Origin of the sequence: Lentzea fradiae (assembly GCF_900100955.1) — a bacterium.
Lineage (GTDB): Bacteria > Actinomycetota > Actinomycetes > Mycobacteriales > Pseudonocardiaceae > Lentzea > Lentzea fradiae.
This window is the reverse complement of record NZ_FNCC01000010.1, coordinates 22,520-40,857: the sequence shown is the minus strand read 5'-3', so window position 1 is coordinate 40,857 and position 18,338 is coordinate 22,520. Positions and strand designations below refer to the sequence as shown.

Here is an 18,338-nt window from a genome sequence, read left to right as displayed (position 1 = left end):
TGGCCATGGACTTCACGCCGACCGAGACGCAGCGCGAGCTGGCGGCGCTGACCCGCAAGATCCTCGACTCGTCCGACACCCCGTGGGCCGACCTGGTCAGGTCCGGCGTGGTGCCGGAGAACCCGGACGAGCTCGGCGTGCTGGAGCAGTGCGCGGTACTGGTCGAGATCGGCCGCGCGGTCGCCCCCGTGCCGTACCTGCCCACCACCGTCGCCGCCTCCGCCCTGGCCACGTTCGGCACAGCCGAGCAACGGTCACGCTGGCTGACTCCCGGAACCGTGCTGTCCGTGGCCCTGTCGGAGGCTTCCGGCGTCCGGACCGTCGTGCCGTTCGCCTCGACGGCGGCGGCTTTCCTGGTGCCGCACGGCTCCGAGGTGTTCGTGGTCGACGCGGAGTCGCTGGAGATCACCCCGCAGGAGGTGGTCGACGGCTCGGACACGGGCTGCTTCACGTTCTTCGGCGGTTCAGTCGTACCCGGCCTCACCGCGGACTGGCTGACCCTGCGGTACACGCTCGGCCTGTGCGCCCTCCAGCTCGGCGTGACCGAACGAGCCCTGGAGCTGACGGCGGAGTACGCCCGCACCCGCGTGCAGTTCGACCGGCCGATCGGCAGCTTCCAAGCCGTGGCCCAACGCCTGGCGGACGCCTACATCGACGTGGCCGCGATCCGCCTGACCTTGTGGCAGGCCGCCTGGCGGCTGTCGGAAGGGCTGGACTGCGCGGCCGAGGTGGCGACGGCGAAGTTCTGGGCCGCGGACGCAGGGCATCGCGTTGCCCACACGGCCGTGCACGTCCACGGTGGCACCGGCATCGACATGAGCCACAACGTGCACCGGTACTTCACCGCGGCCAAGCGCAACGAGTTCGAGCTGGGCGGGGCGACCGCCCAGCTCCTCAAGCTCAGCGCGGTGCTCTGATCAGGCGCACCAGAACCAGCGCGCCGGGTGCGTGCTGCCACCGGGGTCCACATACGTGCCGATCAACGCGCCCCCGTCTGTGACGTCGCCGTAGTAGCGCGCGTCCGGCAGCTTCGCGGAGTCCACCGGGTACGAGATGCCCCACTGCCACAGCGTGGGCGTCCCCATGACGGCACCGAACACGGCTTGCCCGTCGGACGTCCTGCCGAACGGCACCGTGCCACCCTGCCAGGTCGCCACGTGCTCACCCGTGAGGGTCCACTCCCCCAAGCCGGACGAGGTGAAGAGCAGCACCCGGTCGTTGTCGAGCACTGCCGGAGGGTTCCCACCGGCGAGCTGGACCACTCGGGCCCTGTCCGCTTCGGCCACGTACACGGTGGTGCCCGACGTCAGCACGAGCCTCCGGTCGTCGCTGACACCGACGGCTCGCCCGACCAGATCGAGGAGCCGGCCATCGCGCGACCACAGGACGGCCCAGTGACGCCCTCCTCCGCCCTTGTCCCACACCTCACCGAAGACGTCACCGTTGTTGTTGATCGACCGCGCCCGCGAGTCGTGGCCGGATGGCGTCTCGAGAAGCTCGTAGACACCGTTCTCGTAGCGGAAAGCTTGCTGGCCACCCTGAGCCCGGTCGGAGCGTCCGCCGACCACGACGCCGTGGTTGTTCACGTCCTGTGGCTCGATCGCGATGCTGGACGACGTCGCGGCCATCTCCATCAGCGCGCCGTGGTCCCACATCAGCCCTCTCTCAGCGCTGCCTCCGACACGGCCATGGCCCACGATGAACCTGTTGTCCTCGCTGCCGCCCGAAGTCTTGGCCGCGGTGGTGGCGGCCGGCAGCGGCAGCTCGTGCGGGATCCACCGGCACGGATCGGCTGCCGCGGCCTGCGGGGCCGCCACGGTCAGGCTCGCCACGAGCACGCCCGAGAGCACGCCGAACACACGTCCACGCATCATGTCGCCCCCAAAGATCATCCCCAAGCGGGCATCACGATACGTCCTGAGCGCTACACCAGAGGCCCTGCCCCTTCTCCCGCCACACCCCACCCGTGTGTCACCACTCAGCGCTCCCCGCCTCCTCTGCGTGACGTGGCTTTAGTACGCGGGGCCCCCGCGTGCGATCCACGCGAACGAAAGGGCCCCGCGTGCGACACGGGAAACGCGAAAGAGAGTCGCGAGCGAGGCGGGGGGTTACGGACAGTACTTCTGGAAGCATGCTCAGCGGGCCGACTTGGTCAACCTCTCGACCGTCTCCCCGTACTCCCGCAGCAGGTCGGCCATCACCTCCGCCACCGGCCGCACCTCGTTCATCCGCCCGACGACCTGCCCGACCGGCATCGACACCACCGACGGGTCGTCGGAACGCGCGATCCGCAGGTGCGCCTCGCTCACCAGGATGTTCTGCAACGGCATCGGCAACGGCTCGGGCGCACCGGGTTCGGCCCACGCCTCGGTCCAGCGGGTCTTCAGCAGCCGTGCGGGTTTGCCGGTGTAGATCCGCGTCCGCACGGTGTCGCTCGACCCGGCGGCCAGCAACGCCTTCTGCGTCAACGGGCTCTGCGTGTACTCGGCCGTGGTGAGCCAGTACGACCCCATCCACACCCCGGACGCGCCCAGCGCCATCGCCGCGGCGGCCTGGCGGCCCGATCCGATGCCACCGGCCGCGAGCACCGGCACGTCCACGGCGTCCACGATCTCGGGCACGAGGACCATCGACGCGATCTCGCCGGTGTGGCCGCCGGCCTCGTAGCCCTGCGCCACCACGATGTCGACGCCGTTGGCGACGTGCCGGCGGGCGTGTTCTGCCTTGCCCGCCAGTGCCGCCACGGGGACTCCGGCGGCGTGGGCGCGGGCGATGACGTCGGCGGGTGGTGAGCCGAGGGCGTTGGCGATGAGCCGGATCGGGTGTTCGAGGGCAACGTCCACATGGGACCGTGCCACCGAGTGCAGCCAGCCGAGCACGCCCTCGCCGTCCTCGCCATCGGGCAGTGGTGGCACGCCGAGCTTCAGCAGAGTCTGGCGCACGAAGTCCTTGTGCTCCTGCGGGATGAGTGACGCGAGGTCGATCTGCGTGCCTTCCTTCGGCACGGTGGCGGGCATGACGACGTCGACGCCGTACGGCTTGCCGTCGCAGTTCTCGTCCATCCACGTCAGTGCGCGGTCGAGGTCTTCCGCGTCGTTGAACCGCACGCACCCCAGCACGCCGAGGCCGCCCGCTCTGCTGATCGCCGCCGCCACGTGTTCGGACGGCGTGAAGCCGAAGACCGGGTGCTCGATGCCGAGCTCGTCACACAGGCTGGTGCGCATGGTCCTCCACGTGGCGCCGTGCCCACTGGTAGTCGGGTTTGCCGCTGGGGGTGCGGCCGATCTCGTCGACGAGCCACAATGACCGCGGCACCTTGTAGCCAGCCAAGGTCTCGCGGACGTGGGCGTCCAGTTGGGACAGTGTCGGCCTGGCGCCGTCACGCGGCTGGACGAGGGCGCCGACCCGTTGGCCCAGCAGGTCGTCCTGGACGCCGATGACGAGCGCGTCGAACACGTCCGGGTGTGACTTCAGCGCCGCCTCGACCTCTTCGGGGAACACCTTCTCGCCGCCGGTGTTGACGCACGTGTTGCCGCGTCCCAGCAACGTGATGTCGCCGTCCTCCTCGAACCGCGCGTAGTCGCCGGGCACCGTGTAGCGCTTGCCGTCGACCTGCACGAACATCCGCGCGGTCTTCTCGGGGTCCTTGTAGTAGCCGAGCGGGATGTGGCCGCCGCGCGCCAGCTTGCCGATGACGCCGGGCACCGGGTCGAGCTTGGCGCCGTCCTCGTCGATGACGATGGTGTCCTCGTTGAGCTTCACCTTGGTGCCGTCGGTCTTCACGATCTCCTTGGGCACCGCGCCGATGCCGGTGGAGCCGGTCTCGCTGGAGCCGATGGACTCCAGCAACGTCGTGTGCGGCAACAGCTCCTGGTACTTCCGCTTGACGGTGTAGGAGAACAGGGCGGCGCTGCTGTTGACGATGTAGAGCGACGACCCGTCGTACTGCCCGCGTTCGAACTCCTCGATCAGCGGGCGCCCCATCGCGTCGCCGGTGATGACGGCGACCTGCACCTTCTCCCGCTCGATCACCCGCCAGATCTCGGGCGGGTCGAACTTGGGCACCAGCACCACGGTGCTGCCGCCGAACAACGCGCCGAGCACCGCCCACTGCGCGGCGCCGTGGATCAACGGCGGCAGGCACAGCCGCACCAGCCCGTAGTCCTTGCCGGCCCTGGCCTGGTGCCACTCGTCGGTGAGCCGTTCCCCCGTCACGAAGTCGATGCCGCCGCCGAGCGTGCGCCACACGTCCTCGTGCCGCCACATCACGCCCTTGGGCATGCCCGTGGTGCCGCCGGTGAACAGGATGTAGAGGTCGTCGGGGCTGCGTGGCCCGAAGTCGCGCTCGCCGGACTCCTCGCTCAGCGCCGACTCGTAGTCCACGCCCTCGTACGGTCCACCGGTCCCGTCGTCGATCACCACGGTGTGGCCCGGCGAGCCGGCCTCCGCGACCAGCGGCGCGTACTGGCGCTCGTGCACCAGCGCCGTCATGTCCGACTCGCCGAACAGATATTGCAACTCGTTCTTGGTGTAGCGGTAGTTCACGTTGATGGCCACGGCACGCAGCTTGTACACCGCGAGCATGGCCTCGACCAGCTCGATGGAGTTGCGCGCGTACAGCCCCACGTGCGCACCCTGCTTCACGCCGTTCTTTGCCAGGTGGTGAGCCAGTTTGTTGGCCCGCGACTCCAGCTCGGCGTAGGTGACCCGCTTGGTCCCGCACACGAGGGCAGTCCGGTCGGGGACGGTGTCGGCGGCGTGTTCAACGAGGTCTGCGACGTTGAGGGCCATAGCCAGCAAAGTAGAACGTGTTACTGTTCTCGACAATCCCCCGTGCGGTCAGACTCGATCCAGGAGGCGCGCGAATGACGACCACGACGGAACCCCACGCGTTGGTGGAGCTGGTCGACAACGTTCTGGTCGTGACGATGAACCGCCCGGAGGTCCGCAACGCGCTGTCCGGCCCGATGCTCGCGATCATGAAAGAGGCGTGGGACCGGGTGGACTCCGACCCCGACGTGCGCGTGTGCGTCCTGACCGGCGCCGGGGGCTCGTTCTGCGCGGGCGCCGACCTGAAGGCCATGACGCGCGACCATCCCGGTGAGAACGCGGGGAAGTTCGACTTCTCCGTCATCGAGCCGCTGCTGAAGGGTCGCCGGTTGACGAAACCGTTGATCGCGGCGGTCGAAGGCCCCGCGGTCGCGGGTGGAACGGAAATCCTTCAGGCGACGGACATCCGCGTGGCGGGCGAGAGCGCGCGGTTCGGTGTGTCCGAGGCGCGCTGGGGCCTGTTCCCGCTCGGTGGCTCCGCGGTCCGGCTACCCCGCCAGATCCCGTACACCGTCGCCGCCGACCTCCTGCTGACCGGACGCCACATCCGCGCGGCCGAAGCCAAGGAGATCGGACTGATCGGCCACGTCGTGCCGGACGGCCAGGCACTCACCAAGGCTCTCGAACTGGCCGCGCTGATCACCGCGAACGGCCCGCTGGCCGTCCAGGCGATCCTGCGCACGATGCGCGAGACCGAGGCCCTGCACGAGAACGACGCGTTCGCGGTGGACGCCCGCCTGGGCGTGGAGGTCTTCTCCAGCGAGGACGCGAAGGAGGGCCCGCGCGCGTTCGCCGAGAAGCGCAAGCCCGAGTTCCGGGGCCGCTGAGGTCTGTGCCGAAGTTCGTCGTCAGGTCGGCTCGGCGATCTCCGGTGAGGCCCCGATGTGCTCGTGCAGCAGGCGGTGCGCGAGCTCCAGGCTGCCACCGAGCACCAGTTCGGCGATCTCGATGTGCTCGTCGATCGCGGCCTCGACGCGGCCGGGGACCAGGAAGCCGCGCATGCGGACGCTCCTGGTCCAACGGGACGCCCCCGCCAGCACCGCGACGAGCTCGGCGTTGCCGGACGACGCGAGCAGGGCCGTGTGGAACCGCTCGTCCTCCAGCACGAAGTCCGGTGACGGTCCCGGTGGCGCGGCCCGGAGCCCGTACCAGTGCCGCACCTCCTCACCGAGCGCCTCGGCGTCGTGCCGCAGCGTCGGGTTCTCGATGCTGCGGCTGATGCCGCGCAGTTCCACCGCGATCCGCACCTCGTGCAGGTCGCGGACGCGGGCCGGGCTCGGGACGACGACCGAGTAGCCCCACTCCTCGCGCGCGAGGAGCCCGTCCGCGACGAGCCGGGTGAGTGCGTCCCGCACCGGGGTGCGCGACACCCCGAACCGCTTCGACAGCCGCGGTTCGGTGAGCCGCTCGGTGGGCCCGATCCGCCCGCCCAGCAGCTCGTCGCGCAGTTCCGCGTAGACCCGCTCACGCAGTGAGGGCGGGGTATCGGCATGACTCTCGTTCGTGGACATGGTGCGACGGCCTCAGATGGCCATCGCAGCGCGAACGTCGGCGAGAGCGGACTCACCACCAGAGCCGGACGACGTGACTCTGCCGGAGGCGAGGACGTAGTAGGAGTGCGCGGCCGACAACGCGAAGCCCACGTGCTGTTCCACCAGCAACACCGACAGGTCGCCGCGCCTGGTCAGGCCGAGGATGATCTCCTCGATCTCGGCGACCACCGACGGCTGGATGCCCTCGGTGGGCTCGTCGAGGATCAGCACCCTCGGCTGGGTGACGAGGGCGCGGGCGATCGCGAGCTGCTGCCGCTGACCCCCGGACAGCAGACCGGCACGCCTGCCGAGCAGCCCTCGCAGGGCCGGGAACAGGTCGAGGGCCTCGTCGATCAGCGCCGCACCGCGTGGACGTCCGTCCGCGACCACGCGCAGGTTCTCCATGGTCGTCATCTGACCGAAGGACTGCTGTCCCTGCGGCACGTAGCCGAGGCCGCGCGCCACGCGTTGGTGCGGCGCGAGCGCGGTGACGTCCTCCCCGTCGAGCAGTACCCGTCCCTTGCGGGCAGGCAGAGTTCCGACGGCCGCACGTAACAGCGTGGTCTTGCCCGCGCCGTTGTGCCCCATGATCGCCGTGACACCACCCTTGGGCACCTCGATGGTGACTCCGTGCACCACGGACGTGCGTCCGTAGGCGACCTCCACGTCGTCGAGCTGCAACATCTAGACCCCTTCCCCCAGCACTGCCTCGGTCACGGCCTTCGAATGCTCCCCCGGTCCGAGGTAGACCTCCTGCACCCGCGGATCCGCCTGCACCTGCTCCACGGAGCCCTCGGCGAGCACCTTCCCGGCGTGCAGCACCGTGACGGACGTGGCGAACGCCCGCATGAAGTCCATGTCGTGCTCGACCACCACCACGGTCAGATCGGCATCGGCGGCGATGCGCCGCAACAGCCGCCCCGTCTCGTCCTTCTCCTCGGCGCTCATGCCCGCCACCGGCTCGTCGAGCATGAGCAGACGGGCGTCCTGCACCAGCAGCATCCCGATCTCCAGCCACTGCTTCTGGCCGTGCGACAACGTGCCGGCGGGGACCTCGGCGAGGTCGGTGAGCCCGATCGTCTCCATCGCCTTCACGACGACCTCGGGCACCCGCGTGCGGCGGCGGGCGAGGGTGAGCACGCCGCGGCGCGCACCGGCCGCGATGTCGAGGTTCTGCGTGACGGTGAGCTCCTCGAACACCGTGGCGGTCTGGAAGGTGCGTCCCACCCCGAGGCGGGCGATGCGGTGCACCTTGCGCCCGACGAGGTCCTCCCCCGCCCACCGCGCCGAGCCGGTCGCGGGCACGAGCCCGGACACCGCGTCGATCAGCGTGGTCTTGCCCGCGCCGTTGGGCCCGATGAGGAACCGCAGGTCGCCCGGCAGGACCGACATGTTCACCCGGTCCACGGCCACGAACCCGTCGAAGCTCACCGTCAGGTTGGTCAGTTCCAGGTAGTCGGCGTTCATCACGAACCCCCCGAGAGCGACGGGACCGAGGTCTTCTCGGCGGGCACGGCGGGGCGGAGCCGGTCGCGCCAGCCGCGCAGCACCGGGCCCAGCGACGCGAGGCCGCCCGGCAGGAACGCGACGACGAGCATGAACAGCAGCCCCTGGGCGTAGGTCCAGCCGGACGGGAACCGCTCCGACAGCGACGTCTCCGCCCACGCGACGGCGATCGCGCCGAGCACCGGCCCGAGCAACGTCGTGCGCCCGCCGATCGCGACGCCGATCAGCAGCCCGATCGACGGCACGATGCCGACGTCGTTCGGCGAGATGATGCCCACGATCGGCACGAACAACGCCCCGGCCACCCCCGCCATCACGGCGGCGACGGCGTAGGCGAAGGTCTTGATCGCCGCCGGGTCGTAGCCGAGGAACCGCACGCGTTCCTCTGCGTCACGGCACGCCACGAGCAGTTCGCCGTACCTGCTCACCATCAGCTGGCGGGCGACGGCGACCATCGCGAGGAGAGCGACGACCGCGATGACGTACAGGGTCAGCCGGTTCGCCGGATCGCGCAGCGAGAAGCCGAAGAACCCCTTGAAGTTGTTGAGACCGGTGGACCCTCCCGTGCTGCGCGGGTTGCCGATCAGCAGGATCGCGAACGCGGCGGCGAGCGCCTGCGACAGGATGGCGAAGTACGCGCCGCGGACCCGCCGCCGGAACGTGGCGAGGCCCAGCAGCACGGCCGCCAGGGCGGGGACCACCACGATCGCGACGAGGGTGACCGCGCCGGAGCGGAACGGCTCCCACCAGAACGGCACGCCGTCCGAGGAGATCAACGCCATGAAGTCGGGCACCCCGGTGCTCGCCGGGGCGTCGGCGAGCTTGAGGTGCATCGCCATGATGTAGGCGCCCAGCCCGAAGAACACGCCCTGGCCGAGCACGAGCATCCCGCCGCGGCCCCAGGCCAGGCCGATGCCGACGGCGACCATCGCGAAGCAGAGGTACTTGCCCAGCAGCCCGAGCCGGAACGGCGTGAGCAGCGCGGGGGCCACGACGAGCAACAGGACCGCGGCGAGGACGAACCCGCCCACGACCGCCCATCTACCGGTGAGAAACGACTTCAGGTTCATACGAGACTCCGGGTCCGTACGACGAAGATGCCCTGGGGGCGGAGCTGGAGGAACGCGACGACGATCGCCAGCACGACGACCTTGGCGATCGAGGCGGTGGTGGAGTACTCGATCCACGACTGGGCCACGCCGAGCACGAACGCCGCGATCACCGCGCCCTTGATCTGCCCGATCCCGCCGACCACGACCACGAGGAACGCGTCCACGATGTAGGCGGTGCCCAGGTTCGACGAGATCGACCCCATCAGCGTGAGCGCCACCCCGGCGACACCGGCGAGGCCGGAGCCGACGAAGAACGTGACGCGGTCGGTCCTCCTGCTGGAGATGCCCGAGCTCTCCGCCAGGGACCGGTTCTGCACCGTCGCGCGAATCCGGCGGCCCAGCGGAGTGAACGCGAGCAGCGAGGCGAGTACGGCCACCGCCACGAGGGCGAGCGCGAGGATGAACAACCGGGTCTTCGGGAAGGCCGTCCCGAAGACCACCACGGGACCGGACAGCCAGGCGGGCGCGGCGACGTCGACCCCGGCCGTTCCGAACACGTCACGCGCGAGCTGTTGCAGTACAAGGGAGACGCCGAAGGTGACGAGCAGTGTGTCGAGCGGACGGTGGTACATCCTCCTCAGGAGCAACGCCTCCAGGGCGATCCCGAGCAGCCCGCCCACCACGAAGGCAGCCGGGAGCGACACGAGCAGCGAGAGTCCGGCGTCACCGAGCAGGTTCTGCACGACGTACGCGGTGTAGGCACCGGCCATGATGAACTCGCCGTGCGCCATGTTGATGACGCCCATCTGGCCGAACGTCAAAGCGAGACCGAGTGCGGCCAGCAGGAGGATCGACCCGCCCGACAGACCGTTGAACAGCTGGCTCAGCAGGATTTCCACGACACGCCTCCGTGAGTCGGAGCGGCAGGCCGCCGGCCGGGTGGCGCCCGGCCGGCGGTTCCGCGCGGATGCTCAGCCGGACAGCCCGGCGGCCCAGGGGTAGGACTTGAGGAACGGGTCCGGCTCGATCGGCTTGCCGGAGGTCCAGTCGGTGTAGATCAGCCCGTCCTGGGCGATCTTGCCGATCAGCGCGGTCTTGGCGATGTGGTGGTTGTCGCCGTTGACCGTGACCGTGCCCTCCGGGGCCTCGAAGCTGACCCCGCCCGCGGCCTTCTGGATGTCCGCCACCGCGAACGACTTCGCCTTCTCGACCATGCCCTTCCACAGGTACAGCGAGGTGTAGGCGGCCTCCATCGGGTCGGAGGTGACCTTCGCGTCCCCGTAGGCCGTCTTGAAGTCGGCGACGAACTTCTTGTTCTGCGGGCTGTCGATGGTCTGGTAGTAGTTCCAGGCCACCGGCTGGCCCACGATGTTGCCGATGCCGATGCCGCCGACCTCCTCCTCGGCGATCGACACCGACAGCACCGGCATCGCCTCGGCCGTGAGGCCCGCGTTCTTGTACTCCTTGAAGAACGCCACGTTCGAGTCGCCGTTCAGGGTGTTGAACACGGCGTCGGCACCGGCGGCCTTGACCTTCGAGACGATCGTGGAGAAGTCGGTGTGGCCCAGCGGGGCGTACTCCTCGCCCTTGACCTCGATCCCGTTCGCCTTCGCGTACGCCTTGATGATCTTGTTGGCGGTCTGCGGGAACACGTAGTCGCTGCCCACCAGGAACAGGCTCTTCGCGCCCTTCTCCTTCAGGTAGTCGAGCGCCGGGACGATCTGCTGGTTGGTCGTGGCACCGGTGTAGAAGATGTTCTTCGACGACTCCAGGCCCTCGTACTGCACCGGGTAGAACAGCAGGGCGTTGTTGGACTCGAAGACCGGCAGCATCGCCTTGCGCGACGAGGAGGTCCAGCCGCCGAACACCGCCGCCACGCAGTCACCGCGGATCAGCTTCTCGGCCTTCTCCGCGAACACCGTGGGTTCCGACGCGCCGTCCTCGGCGACGATGGTGAGCTGCTTGCCCTCGACGCCTCCCGCGGCGTTGATCTGGTCCGCGGCCAGCTTCAACGAGTTGTAGACGGTGTTCTCGCTGATGGCCATGGTGCCGGAGCGGGAGTTGAGGAAACCGATCTTGACCGACGATCCCGAGGTGTCGACACAGGACGTCCCCTCCCCGGCGGTCGCGGTGTCGTCGGACACACGAGCACCGCAGCCACTGAGTAACACCATCGCCGACGCCGTCGCCACGGCGACCAGCCGCCGTGCTGATGAGATGTTCATCCGCATGAGCCTTTCGCGAAGGCCGAGGCAGCGCGGAGCTCGTCGAAGCCGCCTCTGAGCTGCTGGATACAGGTCTGTATCCAGGGTCGCCACGCTAGGTTCGCGATGTTGCGGCGGTTCCGGCGCGCGGTTACGGCGCCGTAGCCGAACCCGCCGGTAGGCTCAAGTTCTTGTGATGTCAGGGAAACATGGCTTCGCGGCGGTGGCGGGCGAGGTCCCGCGGCGGTTCCCCCGGACGGAAGCACCCGGTTCGCCGGACTCCGCGATCGGAACACCAGGTCACGGCGCGCGCACCACTTCAGTCCACTTCAGACAGTCTTGGTCATCGATGCTCTTGTTGCCCGAGAACGGATACGCCTGAACGGTTCAGGTAGCACTCGTCCACGGAGACAGGGGTACCGGCACCGGCCGCTCCACGGTCGTCGTCAGTTCGATCCGCCGGCCCTCGTCCACCGAACGGAGCACCGCGGTCATCGTTTCCAGGACGTGCAGCGCCAGTTCGCCACTGGCGCGCGGGGACCGCCCTTCCGCCGTGACGAGGTCGAGGAGGCCGACCCCGCGGCCCGCGCCCGTGTACCCCGCGCTGGTGGGAAGGGTGCGCCATTCGTCGCCGTCGAGCGGGAAGATGCGTGTCTCGCCGTCGAAGTGGTTCGGGTCGGGGACGGCGAGCGTGCCCGTCTCGCCGTGCACCTCGATCGGCGCCGCGGTGGTGGTCACCCCGTCGAAACTGGTCGTGATGGTCGAAAGCGCGCCGTTGGCGTGTTCGAGCACGCCGGAGACGTGCGTGTCGACCTCGACCGGAATCCGTTCGCCCGAACGCGGTCCGGATCCGATGACGCGTTCGGAGCGCAGGCGGCTGGCCGTGCCGACCACCGCGCGCACCGGGCCGAGGAGGTGGATCAGCGCGGTGAGGTAGTACGGCCCCATGTCGAACAGCGGGCCACCGCCCGCGACGTAGTAGAAGTCGGGGTGGGGGTGCCAGCGCTCGTGCCCCGGCGTGATCATCGTCGCGATCGCCGACAACGGGCGTCCGATGAGCCCGCCGTCGATCGCCGCCCGCGCGGTCTGCGTGCCGGTGCCCAGAACGGTGTCCGGTGCGCACCCGACCACGACACCGGCAGCGGCGGCCCGGTCGAGGACCTCCCGCCCTTCCGGGAACGTGACGGCGAGCGGCTTCTCGACGTAGACGTTCTTGCCCGCGTCGAGCGCGCGGCGCGTGATCTCGGCGTGGGCCGCGGGGACGGTCAGGTTCAGCACCGTGTCGACGTCCGCCCCGCCGAGCAGGCTCTCGACGCTCACCGCGGCGGCACCCGGTATCCGTGCGGCCGCCTCCGCCGCTCGGTTCGCATCGAGGTCGGCGACCGCCGTGACGCGCACAGCGGTCTGACCGGAAAGCGTGTCCAGGTAGGCGCGGGAGATGAACCCGACGCCCACTACTCCGACACGGTGCGGGTCGCCCACGTCATCCCCCTCGTGATGATCGTGCGGACACTGGGGTGCTCCAGCACGTCGAGACCGTGTCCCGGCGTCGTCACCACGATCCTTCCCGCGCCCCACTGGCGGGTCCAGATCGCCGGGGAGGTCACCGGCCGGTGCCACGGATGCCACGGCCTGACCGGATGCGTGGTGGTGGCCAGCACGTCGACCAGGTCGTCGTGCAGCACCCAGTACTGCTCGGTGACGAGGTCGAAGTCCTCGACGCCTGCGGTGATCGGATGCTCCCGGCCCAGCGCGGTGATGTTCACCGTGTAGGGCAGGTAGTTGTCCTCCTGCCCGCCCTGGCGCTCGCACGGTTCCTTGCCGGGATGCGTGGCGAACTGGCCGCCCACCAGGTGCAGGTAGTCCGACGACGCGCGGAACGAGTCGGCGATGCCGCCGTGCCAGCCGGTGAAACCGGTACCGGCCTCGACCGCCGCGATCAGCCCGGCCAGTTCCTCGGCGGTGATCTCAGACATCGTCACGCACTGCACTACCAGGTCGGTCCGTGCCATCTCGTCGGCGTCGGCGTACACCTCGGTCGACTCCTCGACCCGTACGGCGTAGCCGCTGTCCTCCAGGAAGGGGAGGAACATCTCGGTGGCCTCCACCGGCCGGTGGCCTTCCCAGCCACCGCGGACCACCAGCGCCCTCCGCCGTTCCACGCCCACCCCCGACCGCCTTTGGTCCCGGCACAACTGATCAGCACACTGCCGCGCGGTTCGCCGCCGGTCAAGTGCGGGAACGACGGTCCCGGCACGGGCGTCCGCGGGTCACGCTGACGCACAGCGTCCCGACTGCTCTCCGTAAACACCCCACCAACACACGACTCTCTTTCGTGTTTCCCGCCGGGTACGCGGGGGCCCCACGTTTCCGCGTACGGTACGCGGGGCCCCCGCGTACCAAAGCAATGTCACGTGGAGGCGTTGAGGGCGCCGGTCGGGTGACACGCTGGCGGGTGGAGGTGGCCGGTCGGGCGCGCCCGGCGCAGGGCTCAGACGTCGTTGCCCGCGATGTACCCGAACGTCATGGCGGGACCGATCGTCGACCCCGCCCCGGCGTAGCTGCGGCCCATCACGGCCGAGCTGACGTTGCCCGCCGCGTACAGCCCCGGGATCACCGAACCGTCCGGCCGCAGCACGCGCGCACGGGCGTCGGTCACCAGGCCGCCCTTGGTGCCCAGGTCACCCGGCATGATCTTGAACGCGTAGAACGGCGGCAACCACAACGGTGCCAGGCACGAGTTCGGAATGACGGCCGGGTCGGTGTAGTAGTGGTCGTACGCGGAGTCACCGCGGCGGAAGTCCGCGTCGCTGCCCGTGATCGCCTGCCCGTTGAACCGGCTGACGGTCGCCTTCAGCGCGGCGGCGGGCACGCCGATCGCGGACGCCAGGCCGTCGAGCGACCAGTTCCGCACCACCGCACCGGACTGGTACCAGCCGTCGGGCAGCGGCAGTGCCGGGGCGATGTCCGCGAACAGGTAGCGGTTGCGGTAGTTCTGGTCGACGATGAGCCACGCGGGGATGCACGGGTCGGCCGGGTTCTTGTCGTACATCACGTGCACGACGTCGCTGTACGGTGCGGCCTCGTTGACGAAACGGCGGCCGGCCGCGTTCACGATCAGTCCACCTGGGAGGGTGCGTTCGGCGAGGCAGAAGTACGGCGATCCGGGCGTGGGGATCACCGGGCCCCACCAGGCGTCGTCCATCAGGTCGAACGCCGCTCCGGCCCGTTCGCCCGCGCGGTGGCCGTCGCCGGTGTTCTCCTTCGCGCCGACCGTCCACTGTGTACCGATAGGCTGCCGTTGGTACTGGGCGCGCATGGCCGCGTTGTGCTCGAAGCCGCCGGAGCCCATGATCACGCCGCGCCGGGCGTAGAGGACACCACGTGACGTCACGACTCCGCGCACGGCGCCGTTCTCCACGACCAGGTCCTCGAGCGCGGTGTTCAGCCGGACCGGCACCCCCGCCCGCATCAGCCCCGCCCGCAGTCCTCCCGCGAGCGCCTGGCCCATCGTGAGGGGTTTCTGCCCGGCCAGCGCCGCCGCCGTGCCGCGGGCCAGTGCCGCCGCCGCGGTGGCGGCGCCCTTCACGTTGACCAGGGCCAGGTTGAGCCACTTGTAGTCCGCGCCGAAGATGACCATCCCCGGCGGCACGGCCAGGTACGGCGCGTTCAGGTGGGCGAGCTCGTCGCCGAGCACCCGTCCGTCGAGCACGTCCGGCTCGATCGACCGGCCCCGCGCGATGCCACCGGGCAGCTCCGGGTAGTAGTCGCTGTAGCCGTCCATGTGCCGGAACCGCAGCGGGCTGGCGCGCACGACGAACGAGATCATCCGCGGGCCGTGCGTCAGGTACGCCTGCTGCCGCGCGATCGGGACGTCGCCGACGACGGCCGCGAGGTACTGCGCGGCCTTGGCGGGGGTGTCCGGCACGCCCGCGGCGAGGATGACCTCGTTGTTGGGGATCCAGATGCCCGCTCCCGACCGGGCGGTGGAACCGCCGTACGTCGGCGCCTTCTCGATGACCACGCAGCTCAGGCCGCGGCTCGCCGCCGTCAGTGCCGCGGTCATGCCGGCCGCGCCCGAGCCGACCACGACGACGTCGAACTCTTCCGCGGCGGTCGCGGCACCGGGCTTGACGAGTCCGGAGGCCAGCGCCAGACCGGCTCCGGCCAGCACCTGGCGGCGGTTCAACGTCATGAGATCGCTCCCTTGCGGTGGTCCCAGCTGGCCGTTCTCGTCGGACGGAAGAGCACCGCGACGCGCCGCGACATGGCTTTGCGCAACGCCTCGCGGGCGGTCTCGTCGTCGCCCACCTCGCCGAAGTTGCGGGCCACCACGGCGTCCACGACCGGCCCCAGGTCGGTGAACTCGCCGACGCCCTCCATGTGCACGCCGCGCAGCTCGCCGTAGGTCTCCCCCGCTTCCGCCAGCACGCTGCAACGCGGGTCGCGGCGCAGGTTCACGACTTTCTGCGACTTGCGGTCGGTGCAGAACACGATGTCGCCGTGCAGGAACGCGAACCACATCGGCGCGAGGTGCGGGAGTCCGGCGCGCCCGATGGTCGCGACGACCAACGTCTTCTGCTCGTTCAGGAACGCCTCGACCTCGGTGCCGGTCATCCGGATGAGATCACGCATGGTCGCGGAGCTTCCGCTTGTACAGCTTGCCGTTCGGGTCGCGCGGCAGCTCGGGCAGGTACGAGATCGTGCGCGGCAGCTTGAACTTCGCGAGGCGCGTGCGGGCGAACTCCAGCAGCTCCTCGGTCAGCGCGTCGTCCGGCTCGACGCCGTCCGCCGGCTGCACGACGGCCTTGATCTCCTCGCCCCAGTCCGGGTGCGGGACGCCGAACACCGCCACGTCCGCCACCTTGGGGTGGCACACCAGCTCACCCTCGATCTCCGCCGGGTAGATGTTCACCCCACCGGAGATGATCATGTCGTTCTTGCGGTCGCACAGGAACAGGTAGCCGTCCTCGTCGAGGTACCCGATGTCCTGCAACGTGAAGAGCTTGCCCACCCGTGCGGCGCGGGTCTTCTCGGCGTCCTTGTGGTACTCGAAGGTCGCGTCGCCCATCCGCATGTAGACGAGGCCCCGTTCCCCCGCCGGGAGCTCGGTGCCGTCCTCTCCCAGGACCTTGATCTCGGACGTCGGCCACGGCAGCCCGACGGAGCCCGGTTTGCGCAACCACTCCTGCGCGGTGATCGCGGTGCCGCCGCCCTCCGTCGCCGCGTAGTACTCGATCACGACCGGCCCCCACCAGTCGAGCATCCGGCGCTTGACCTCGATCGGGCAAGGCGCGGCGCCGTGGATCATCGCGCGCAGCGAACCCATGTCGTACTTGGCTTTCACGTCGTCGGGCAGCGCGAGCAGGCGGTGGAACTGGGTCGGCACCATGTGGCTGTGGGTGACCTTGTACCGCTCGATCAGCCTCAACATCTCCTCGGGCGCCCAGTGGTCCATCAGCACGGCGGTGTGCCCGAGCTGGATGGAGATCACCACGAAGTTCAGCACCGCCGTGTGGTAGAGCGGCGAGCCGCACAGGTGCACGTGCCCGTCGTGCGGCCGGAGCCCGAAGATGCCGAAGAACCACGGCGCCGAGCCGGGCACGACGTCGGGATCGGCGCCGGTCAACGGCCTGCGCACGCCCTTGGGCCGGCCGGTGGTGCCGGACGTGTAGAGCATCGGTGACCCGGTCGTGCGCACGTCGGGCCTGCCTCGCTGCCCCTCGCCGAGCTGCGCGAGCGGGACGAACCCGTCGATTTCGCCGACCGCGAACCGCGCGCTCTCCGGAAGGCCCGCGGACGCCTCGACCGCCGCCTCGGCGAACCGTTCGTGCGCCACGAACGCCTTCGCGCCGCTGTCCTGCACGAGGTAGCCGACCTCGGCGCCGGTCAGGTGCCAGTTGGCCATCACGACGTAGAGCCCGGTCTGGTACGCGGCGAAGTACACGGCCACCAGCTCGAAGCTGTTGGGCAGCATCAGCACGATGCTGTCGCCGGGTGTCAGCCCCAGTTCCTGGAACCCGCGCCCGTACCGGTCGGCGGCCTCCGCCAGCTCGCCGTAGGAGACCTCACGACCGTTCGGGCCGACGAGCGCGACGGTGCCGGGCCGGTCGGCCGCGATGTTCCAAAGTCCGGTGACCACACCCTCAAAGTAGAACGCGTTTCACCTAGAGACAAGCCTCGGAGACCGCCTTGATCGAGGCAACGTCCCGGCAGCCGACGAGCAGCATCGTGACGCCTGCCTGTTCCCACCGGCGGACCTCCTCGCGCACGTGCTCCGCCGTGCCGACGATGCTGATCTCGGCGACCAGCTCGTCCGGAACCACCTGTGCGGCCTCGTCCTTGCGCCCCGCCCGGAACAGCGCGCCGATGTCCTCGACCGCCTCGCCGTACCCCATGCGCGTGAACACCTCGGCGTGGAAGTTCATCCCCGGCGCGCCCATCCCGCCGATGTACAGCGCGACGAACGGCTTCAGCATCGCCCTGACCGCCACCGGATCGTCCGTCACGACAACCTGGCAGGTGGCGGCGACCTCGAAGTTCTCCCTGCTCCGGCCCGACTTGGCGAAGCCTTCGCCGAGCCACTCCTCGTACATCCCGGCGAGGCGCGGCGCGTAGTAGATCGCGAGCCACCCGTCGGCGATCTCCGACGTCAGCGCGACGTTCTTCGGGCCCTCCGCGCCCAGCCAGATGGGCAGGTCGGCGCGCAGCGGGTGGGTGATCGGCTTGAGCGGCTTGCCCAGCCCCAGCGCACCGGGTCCCCGGTAGGGCAACGGATAGTGCGGGCCGTCGTTGCGCACCGGCGCCTCACGGGCCAGCACCTGCCGCAGGATCGACACGTACTCCCTGGTCCTGGCCAGAGGTTTGGCGAACGGGCGGCCGTACCAGCCCTCCACGACCTGCGGGCCGGAGACGCCCAGCCCCAGCACGAACCGGCCGCCGGACAGGTGGTCCAGCGTCAGCGCGTGCATCGCGCAGGCCGCCGGCGTGCGGGCCGACATCTGCACGACCGACGTGCCGAGCCGCACCCGTTCGGTGCCGGATCCCCACCACGCCAACGGGGTGAAGGCGTCCGACCCCCACGCCTCCGCCGCGAACACCGCGTCGAAGCCGCACTCCTCCGCCGCCGCCACGAGTCCGGCGGCGTCCGAGGGCGGCCGGGCGCCCCAGTAACCGAGCTGCAGACCGAGCTTCATGCACTCATCTTGCCACCA

17 protein-coding genes are annotated in these 18,338 nt (G+C 69.9%); 2 read left to right on the top strand and 15 right to left on the bottom strand.

Annotation, left to right across the window (positions count from 1 at the left end; genetic code table 11):
* The first annotated feature begins 5 nt into the window (after positions 1-5).
* Positions 6-917: an acyl-CoA dehydrogenase family protein gene (locus BLT23_RS23655; RefSeq protein WP_090052871.1), complete on the top strand. Its 912-nt coding sequence runs from the start codon at positions 6-8 to the stop codon at positions 915-917.
* Here BLT23_RS23655 and BLT23_RS23650 read toward each other — a convergent pair whose 3' ends face one another.
* The 3 genes from BLT23_RS23650 to BLT23_RS23640 all read right to left on the bottom strand — a co-directional run bounded on the left by BLT23_RS23650 (position 918) and on the right by BLT23_RS23640 (position 4,791).
* Positions 918-1,874: a hypothetical protein gene (locus tag BLT23_RS23650; RefSeq protein WP_176946893.1), complete on the bottom strand. Its 957-nt coding sequence runs from the start codon at positions 1,872-1,874 to the stop codon at positions 918-920. It abuts the gene before it with no gap.
* A gap of 261 nt (positions 1,875-2,135) precedes the next feature.
* Positions 2,136-3,224, bottom strand: a complete 1,089-nt coding sequence (locus BLT23_RS23645) for an NAD(P)H-dependent flavin oxidoreductase (protein ID WP_090052247.1) — start codon at positions 3,222-3,224, stop codon at positions 2,136-2,138.
* Positions 3,205-4,791 (bottom strand): acyl-CoA synthetase, encoded by a 1,587-nt coding sequence (locus BLT23_RS23640; protein WP_090052245.1) that lies wholly within the window; start codon positions 4,789-4,791, stop codon positions 3,205-3,207. The genes BLT23_RS23645 and BLT23_RS23640 overlap by 20 nt, the downstream gene beginning before the upstream one ends.
* A gap of 74 nt (positions 4,792-4,865) precedes the next feature.
* On the opposite strand from BLT23_RS23640, the gene BLT23_RS23635 reads away from it, so the two are divergent.
* Positions 4,866-5,657: a crotonase/enoyl-CoA hydratase family protein gene (locus BLT23_RS23635; RefSeq protein WP_090052243.1), complete on the top strand. Its 792-nt coding sequence runs from the start codon at positions 4,866-4,868 to the stop codon at positions 5,655-5,657.
* A 21-nt stretch (positions 5,658-5,678) separates the two neighbouring features.
* Here BLT23_RS23635 and BLT23_RS23630 read toward each other — a convergent pair whose 3' ends face one another.
* From BLT23_RS23630 to BLT23_RS23575, 12 genes are all read right to left on the bottom strand, one after another.
* Positions 5,679-6,341 carry a GntR family transcriptional regulator gene (locus BLT23_RS23630; protein WP_090052241.1) on the bottom strand — a complete coding sequence of 221 codons (663 nt, stop codon included), beginning with the start codon at positions 6,339-6,341 and terminating at the stop codon, positions 5,679-5,681.
* Between the two features lie 12 nt (positions 6,342-6,353).
* Positions 6,354-7,046 (bottom strand): urea ABC transporter ATP-binding subunit UrtE, encoded by a 693-nt coding sequence (urtE, locus tag BLT23_RS23625; RefSeq protein ID WP_090052238.1) that lies wholly within the window; start codon positions 7,044-7,046, stop codon positions 6,354-6,356.
* Positions 7,047-7,829: an urea ABC transporter ATP-binding protein UrtD gene (gene urtD / locus BLT23_RS23620; RefSeq protein ID WP_090052868.1), complete on the bottom strand. Its 783-nt coding sequence runs from the start codon at positions 7,827-7,829 to the stop codon at positions 7,047-7,049.
* The gene (gene urtC, locus BLT23_RS23615) at positions 7,829-8,938 is read right to left on the bottom strand and encodes an urea ABC transporter permease subunit UrtC (RefSeq protein ID WP_090052237.1); all 1,110 of its coding nucleotides are present in this window, start codon (positions 8,936-8,938) and stop codon (positions 7,829-7,831) included. The genes urtD and urtC overlap by 1 nt, the downstream gene beginning before the upstream one ends.
* Complete coding sequence (gene urtB, locus BLT23_RS23610; protein ID WP_090052235.1) at positions 8,935-9,819, bottom strand: urea ABC transporter permease subunit UrtB; 885 nt, start codon at positions 9,817-9,819, stop codon at positions 8,935-8,937. Before urtB ends, urtC begins: the two co-directional genes overlap by 4 nt.
* A 72-nt stretch (positions 9,820-9,891) precedes the next feature.
* On the bottom strand, positions 9,892-11,145 hold the full coding sequence (gene urtA / locus BLT23_RS23605) for an urea ABC transporter substrate-binding protein (RefSeq protein ID WP_090052865.1): 1,254 nt from the start codon (positions 11,143-11,145) through the stop codon (positions 9,892-9,894).
* Positions 11,146-11,511: 366 nt separating this feature from the next.
* Positions 11,512-12,606, bottom strand: coding sequence for a Gfo/Idh/MocA family protein (locus tag BLT23_RS23600; RefSeq protein ID WP_090052233.1), 1,095 nt, complete (start codon positions 12,604-12,606; stop codon positions 11,512-11,514).
* Complete coding sequence (locus BLT23_RS23595; RefSeq protein ID WP_090052863.1) at positions 12,579-13,286, bottom strand: ThuA domain-containing protein; 708 nt, start codon at positions 13,284-13,286, stop codon at positions 12,579-12,581. Before BLT23_RS23595 ends, BLT23_RS23600 begins: the two co-directional genes overlap by 28 nt.
* A 329-nt stretch (positions 13,287-13,615) precedes the next feature.
* A complete protein-coding gene (gene kstD, locus BLT23_RS23590; protein WP_090052231.1) occupies positions 13,616-15,319 on the bottom strand; it encodes a 3-oxosteroid 1-dehydrogenase in 1,704 nt (567 codons plus the stop codon).
* The gene (locus BLT23_RS23585; RefSeq protein WP_090052229.1) at positions 15,316-15,759 is read right to left on the bottom strand and encodes a pyridoxamine 5'-phosphate oxidase family protein; all 444 of its coding nucleotides are present in this window, start codon (positions 15,757-15,759) and stop codon (positions 15,316-15,318) included. Before BLT23_RS23585 ends, kstD begins: the two co-directional genes overlap by 4 nt.
* Positions 15,752-17,266: an acyl-CoA synthetase gene (locus BLT23_RS23580; RefSeq protein WP_090052226.1), complete on the bottom strand. Its 1,515-nt coding sequence runs from the start codon at positions 17,264-17,266 to the stop codon at positions 15,752-15,754. The genes BLT23_RS23585 and BLT23_RS23580 overlap by 8 nt, the downstream gene beginning before the upstream one ends.
* A gap of 25 nt (positions 17,267-17,291) precedes the next feature.
* Positions 17,292-18,320, bottom strand: coding sequence for an LLM class F420-dependent oxidoreductase (locus BLT23_RS23575; RefSeq protein WP_090052224.1), 1,029 nt, complete (start codon positions 18,318-18,320; stop codon positions 17,292-17,294).
* Positions 18,321-18,338: the final 18 nt, after the last annotated feature.